The sequence below is a fragment of the Actinoplanes sp. NPDC026623 genome (genome assembly GCF_040638275.1).
In the GTDB taxonomy this organism is placed as follows: domain Bacteria; phylum Actinomycetota; class Actinomycetes; order Mycobacteriales; family Micromonosporaceae; genus Actinoplanes.
Window position 1 is genome coordinate 1 of record NZ_JBEZXZ010000343.1, and the last position, 5,182, is coordinate 5,182.

General features: G+C 74.2%; 4 protein-coding genes and 1 pseudogene. 1 reads left to right on the top strand and 4 read right to left on the bottom strand.

Going from position 1 to position 5,182, the window contains the following annotated elements; genetic code table 11:
- The 4 genes and pseudogenes from AB0F10_RS44035 to AB0F10_RS44050 all read right to left on the bottom strand — a co-directional run.
- Positions 1-485: pseudogene (locus tag AB0F10_RS44035) on the bottom strand (PA-phosphatase); the annotation flags it as partial.
- A gap of 141 nt (positions 486-626) precedes the next feature.
- Positions 627-1,022: a DUF4362 domain-containing protein gene (locus tag AB0F10_RS44040; protein WP_360640233.1), complete on the bottom strand. Its 396-nt coding sequence runs from the start codon at positions 1,020-1,022 to the stop codon at positions 627-629.
- Positions 1,022-1,783, bottom strand: a complete 762-nt coding sequence (locus AB0F10_RS44045; protein WP_360640236.1) for an alpha/beta hydrolase — start codon at positions 1,781-1,783, stop codon at positions 1,022-1,024. Before AB0F10_RS44045 ends, AB0F10_RS44040 begins: the two co-directional genes overlap by 1 nt.
- 27 nt (positions 1,784-1,810) lie before the next feature.
- Positions 1,811-2,494: a hypothetical protein gene (locus AB0F10_RS44050; protein ID WP_360640239.1), complete on the bottom strand. Its 684-nt coding sequence runs from the start codon at positions 2,492-2,494 to the stop codon at positions 1,811-1,813.
- A gap of 211 nt (positions 2,495-2,705) precedes the next feature.
- Here AB0F10_RS44050 and AB0F10_RS44055 point away from each other — a divergent pair, with 211 nt between their 5' ends.
- The gene (locus AB0F10_RS44055) at positions 2,706-5,099 is read left to right on the top strand and encodes an amino acid adenylation domain-containing protein (protein WP_360640242.1); all 2,394 of its coding nucleotides are present in this window, start codon (positions 2,706-2,708) and stop codon (positions 5,097-5,099) included.
- Positions 5,100-5,182: the final 83 nt, after the last annotated feature.

A 5,182-nucleotide genomic window follows, 5' to 3' on the forward strand; every position in this document is an offset into this window, starting at 1 on the left:
GCGCCGTCGTTGCGCCGCGCGGCGATCATCGCGGCCGCGGCGGCGGCCCCGACGGCGATGCCACCGCGCTTGGACCGCCCGTCGCCGATCGTGGCGAGGGAGCGGTCGTACTCGGCGGCCAGCCACTCCGCCTGCCCCGGGAAGAGCGAGAGCAGCACGCGATAGGCGGCGGTGGCGACGGCCGCGTCGAGCGAGTCGCCGCGGCGGGCGCGCGGCGAGATCAGGTACGGCTGGTACGGGGTGCCGGAGACGGCGTTGGCCGCGTCGTAGACGGCGCCGTGCACCATCGCGAAGGTGCGCCCGGTGACGTACGGAGGCTGGCGCGCCACCTCGTAGGCCGCGGTCTCCGAGTGGACGGCCCAGGTGATGACCATGTTGGTGGCGGCCTGTGCCCGGGCGGCGGCCGGCGTGAACAGCATCTGCGCGGTCAGGGCCAGCGCGGCCACGACGGCGAGGCGACGCCGGGCACGGATCCTGTCAAGCATGTCGGAGCACCCCCGGTGTGCGGACTTCCGGCCGGAATCCAGCCTGGCGCCGGGCGTCGGGGAGGGCAAGGCATCGACATGTGGCTATGTCAGTAGTATCGGTTTCTACCCGCTTTTGACACTTTGCCTACCTGATGAGCCTCAGCCCCGGGTGGGCGTCGGCTCGGAACAGTCGGCGAAGCTCAGCTGACCCGCGTCAACGGAAAGCCCGGTGCACGTCTGGCTCGTGACGTTCCGCTCGCCGAACGCGTCCTGCCTCGAATCGGTGACGACCTCCACCCGCCCGCCGGCGCCGGCGGTGTAGGTGACGGGCACCGGGTCGCCCTCGTCGGTGTAACGGGTCTCCCTCAGCCGGGCGGAACGCTCGGCCCGCACGGCCTCGACCAGGCACCGGGTCGCGGATTCGGGCAGCGTCTGGCCCAGTGGCACGTCGAATGTCCCGCAATCCGTGTCCACGGCGGGTTCCGGGACGGGAGCCGATCCGGTGCAGGCCGCAAGCGCCAGCGACGCCGCCAGCAACACCAGGATCCGCCCCATCACGACGCCGCGGCGAGGTGCGCCAGCAGCAGCGGGTGCAACTGCTCGGGTACCCGCAGCGGAAGCAGGTGGTCGGCGGGCGCCAGGGTGACCAGGCGGGCGCCGCGGATGCCCTCGGCGTACCGGCGGCCGATGTCGGCGATCGACTCGACGTCGCGGTCGCCGAGCACGACCAGCGCCGGCACGGCGATCTCGCCCAGCCGGGGCTCGGCCGCGGGCTCCTCGATCTCCTCCTCGTCCTGCAGGAACCAGTCCGCCTGGTCGAGTACCACCGCGGCGGCCGGATCGTCCGCGCGCGGCTGCCCGGCCTCGTCGAACGACATCGGTCCCCACAACCGCAGGTACTCCAGCGCCAGGCCGTGGCCGTCGCGGCGCTCCCAGGCGGCGATCCGGTCGTCCAGGCCGGGCAGGCGGGGCGAGTCGTAGCCGGACATTCCCGGGGCGATCAGTGCCAGCGACCGGATCCGCTCGGGGTGAGCCAGCGCGACGTCGACGCCGGTCGCGCCGCCCTGGGACAATCCGATCCAGTGCGCCGATTCCACCCCGGTCGCGGCGAGCACGCCCAGCGCGTCCGCGACGAGCGAGTGTGGACCGGTGGGACGCGGGGACAGGCCCAGACCCGGCAGGTCGTAGCGGATCACCCGGTAGCCCGCCGCGAGCAGCACGGGAACCGCGGCGTCCCAGACCCGTCGGTCGGTCACCCCGGCGTGGGCCAGCACGACCGGCTCGCCCCGGCCCTCATCCTCGACATGAAGCGTCACCGGTGCACGGTAGCCGACCGCTGGGGATCAGAGAGCGTACGGCTGCCACGGGAAGCGGGTCGCGAGGGTGGGATCGCCCTTCGTGAATCCGACGAATGCGCGGACGACGTCCTCGATGTCGGTCACCTCCGCCCGGAGGTGCCGATCGGGCGCGCCGTCCTGCCGTTCGAGGGCGTACCGGCCGGGCCGGGTGCCGGCCTGCTCGCCGTATCCGGCCTGGACATACCAGCCGTCGGCCCGGGTGAGCAGCGCGTAGTGGTTCCTGCGGGACAGCTTCACCAGGACCCGGCGAATCTGCTCGGCGTCCGGGTCCCAGGCCGGGACTCCCCGCGCGGAGGTCAGCTCGAAGCGCCAGCGCTCGGCAAGCGTGGTGAGCAACCGGTTCGACTGCGGGTCATAGCAGTGCAGCCCGTGTTCCTCCGCCAGCCGGGCGGCCCACTGCGCGACCTCCTCGCCGCGGCTCCACGCGATCGGGAAGTACAGCAGCGGTCCGCGAGCCTCGGCCATCAGCGAGGAGGTGGCCAAGGGACCGTCCTCGCCGTCCGGGAAGCGGGCCAGCAACGCCTCGACGTACGCGGCGATGCGTGCCGTGGGTGCCGCGGTGGAGCCGGAGCTGAGGTACCGGTCGCACACGTACGTGAACTCGCGGTCCGCGGCGGCCTGGCTCGGCGGGCGCAGCGGGCCCTCCCAGACCGCAAGGTCATATGACACGGCACGAGATGTTACCGGCCCCGGGAAGGCGAACTATCATCCGGATTCGATGTGTTTGTCGCGGGTGAACTGTTGTGTTGGTCGCCACGAATCGTTCGCCATTCGGTCATTCTGCGTAGGCGCAACGTAGCGTTGAGCGTTGCCCAGGGCGGGTTCGTATGCCGCACGCCTGGTTGAAGCTGACCCGCGAGGTGAAGATGGTGCACGCCCGGTGACCGTGACGACCGATCTGCGACCCATTGAGTTCCTGCCCATCGTCGCATTGCCACGCCCGGCGGTGTTCCGTTCCCCCTCGATCCCGGTCCGCCGCACGCTCGTCGACATCCTCGGCGAGACCGCGAGCGCGCACCCCGGCGCCGCCGCCCTCGACGACGGCGCGACGGTCCTGACCTATCGCGAGCTGGCCGACGAGGTCGACGCCGTCCGGGCGTCCCTCGCCGGGCTCGGGATCGGCGCCGGCGACCGGGTCGGCGTCCGGGTCTCCTCCGGTACGGCCGAGCTCTACCTCGCGATCCTCGGCGTGCTCGCGGCGGGCGCCGCCTACGTGCCGGTCGACGCGGACGATCCCGAGGAGCGCGCCGAACTCGTCTTCGCCGAGGCGGGCGTCTGCGCGGTGCTCGGCGACGGCCTGGACGTGTCGGTGCGCCGTACCCCCGGGGGCCGGCCCGCCCGGCCCGGCCCGGACGACGACGCCTGGATCATCTTCACCTCCGGCTCGACCGGCACCCCCAAGGGCGTCGCCGTCAGCCACGGCTCGGCGGCGGCGTTCGTCGACGCCGAGGCGCACCTGTTCCTGGCCGGCGGGGACGCCGACCCGATCGGCCCGCAGGACCGGGTCCTGGCTGGGCTGTCGGTGGCGTTCGACGCGTCCTGCGAGGAGATGTGGCTGGCCTGGCGGCACGGCGCCTGCCTGGTGCCCGCCGAGCGGTCGCTGGTGCGCAGCGGCGTCGACCTGGGCCCGTGGCTGTCCGGGCAGCGCATCACCGTGGTGTCCACGGTGCCGACCCTCGCCGCGCTGTGGCCGATCGAGGCGCTCGACGACGTACGGCTGCTGATCTTCGGCGGGGAGGCCTGCCCGCCGGAGCTCGCGGAGCGGCTGGCCGTCGACGGGCGCGAGGTCTGGAACACCTACGGGCCGACCGAGGCGACCGTGGTCGCCTGCGCCGCGCGGATGACCGGCGCCGGCCCGGTGCGCATCGGCCTGCCGCTCGCCGGCTGGCAGCTCGCGGTCGTCGACGCGTCGGGCGAGCCCGTCCTGATGGGCGAGACCGGCGAGCTGGTGATCGGCGGGGTGGGGCTGGCGCGCTACCTCGACGAGGAGAAGGACGCCGAGAAGTTCGCGGCGCTGCCCGCGATGGGCTGGACCCGGGCCTACCGCAGCGGGGACATCGTGCGGGCGGAGCCCGAGGGGCTGCTGTTCGTCGGCCGCGGCGACGAGCAGGTCAAGCTCGGCGGGCGCCGGATCGAGCTGGGCGAGGTCGACGCCGCGCTGCAGGCGCTGCCGGGCGTCGCCGGTGCGGCCGCCGCGGTGCGGCGGACCGCATCCGGCAACCAGCTCCTGGTGGGCTACGTGGTGCCGCGCGACGGCACCGGCTTCGACGCCGAGGCGGCGGCGCTGCGGATCCGCGAGCAACTGCCGGCCGCGCTGGTGCCGCTGCTGGCCGTGGTGGACGCGCTGCCGACCCGTACGTCCGGCAAGGTAGACCGGGCCGCACTGCCCTGGCCGCTGCCGGCCGCGGCCGACGCCGCGGTCGAGCTGACCGAGACCGAGGAGTGGCTCGCCGGCGGCTGGGAGCAGATCCTCGGGGTGCGCCCCACCGAGGCGGACGCCGACTTCTTCAGCAACGGCGGCGGCAGCCTGACCGCGGCGCAGCTGGTGGCGTGGATCCGTGGCCGGTATCCGCGGGTCTCGGTCGCCGACATCTACCTGCACCCGCGGCTGTCGCGGCTCGCGGCCGTGCTGACCGCGCTCGACACCACCGCGGCGGTGCGCCGCGAGGTCCGGCCGACGCCGCGGCGGGCCGGGTTCCTGCAGGGCCTGCTCCTGCTGCCGATGCTCGCGCTGGTCGGGCTGCGCTGGCTGACCGTCGTGGCCGCGCTGGGCAACGTGCTGGCGCTGTTCGTCGCGGTGCCGTGGGCGCCCGCGGTGTCCTGGTGGTGGGTGGCGCTGGGCTGGGCGCTGCTGTTCAGCCCGATCGGGCGGATCGCCCTGTCGGCCGGGGGAGCGCGGCTGCTGCTGCGCGGCGTGCGCCCGGGCAGCTACCCGCGCGGCGGCGGCGTGCACCTGCGGCTCTGGGCCGCGGAGCGGCTCGCCGAGCTGACCGGCGCGACCGGCGTCGCCGGGGCGTCGTGGACGACCACCTACGCGCGGGCGCTCGGCGCCAAGATCGGCCGGGACGTCGACCTGCACTCCGCACCGCCGGTCACGGGCCTGCTGAAGCTCGGCCGCGGCGCGGCGATCGAGCCGGAGGTCGACCTCTGCGGCCACTGGGTCGACGGCGACGTCGTGCACATCGGCCGGGTCCGGGTCGGCGCGGGTGCCCGGGTCGGATCCCGCAGCACGCTGCTGCCCGGCGTCCGGGTCGGCAAGGGCCCATGTAGTTGACGTTGTCGGTCAGGTCGCGCCAGGTGCCGGCCACCCCGCGCACCTGCGCCTGACCGCCGAGCTTGCCCTCGGAGCCGACCTCG

Coding starts and splice junctions, on each gene's coding strand:
- AB0F10_RS44040 (WP_360640233.1), bottom strand. CDS start 1,022: ATGGGGCGGATCCTGGTGTTGCTGGCGGCGTCGCTGGCGCTTGCGGCC.